2 protein-coding genes are annotated in these 804 nt (G+C 46.4%); both read right to left on the bottom strand.

Going from position 1 to position 804, the window contains the following annotated elements; genetic code table 11:
• On the bottom strand, nucleotides 1-396 hold a 396-nt coding region (locus A3750_RS17930; RefSeq protein ID WP_156498701.1), incomplete at its 3' end, for a PHP domain-containing protein.
• Nucleotides 397-545: 149 nt separating this feature from the next.
• Nucleotides 546-804, bottom strand: a 259-nt coding sequence (locus A3750_RS26340; RefSeq protein ID WP_197475129.1) for a hypothetical protein, incomplete at its 5' end; no start/stop codon positions are given.

The raw sequence follows: 804 nt of genomic DNA, 5'->3' as shown, positions 1-804 counted from the left end.
GATCAAACCTTCTGCAGCATTCTCAAGCCATGCACGTTTGATGAGCGCCCGTCCCTGCTTCTGACCTTGCGTAAAGCCCAGAGAAATGAGCTCTGTGAGGTTTTGATAACCCTTTTGGTTTTTCGCTAGCAGGGTCATCACATACGGACTTGCTTCATCCTCTTCGTTTTCAAGATAAATATCTGCGCCTAGAATCGGCTTTGCTCCGGCGCCTCGAACGGCTTTGAAGAATTTTACGTACGCACAGAGATTCGATTGATCTGTAATCGCAATAGCAGGAATGGCATTTTCCGACACCTTTCCAGCGAGCGCTTTTATTCGCACAAGCCCATTTACTAGCGAAAACTCAGTATGCACGCGCAAGTGGATAAATTGTGACGGAGCACCAGAAGACATGGAGCGGATTTCACCTACAAATATTAGAAGTGGGGGGTATCGCTATGAAGCTCTGCAATGCTAACACGGAGCATGGGGTCTATAAATCCTAGAATGAAAATTAAAAGTGCGGCAACGAGTGCATTCCAGATGCTTGGTCTGCTCGCCTTCTAATTACGCGTTTTAGAAGTGACTTTCGCGATAGGATCATATCGCTCAAACATGTTTCCGTACTGCTCTAGCAAAGCGTTATAGGTACCGTCTTTTTTGATGCGATCCAGTCCTTTATCAAACACATCCCTGTCCTCTTCAGAGAGAAACAGATAACGATATTCACTAACATCAAACAACTCATGGAACTGGACTTGCTGAAGAAAACGGGGGTCACCTGGGTACTCTCGCTCCACCGCCTGTCGCCAAAAATAGCCA

It is taken from the genome of Oleiphilus sp. HI0079 (assembly GCF_001635105.1).
This window is presented reverse-complemented; position numbering and strand designations above follow the sequence as displayed.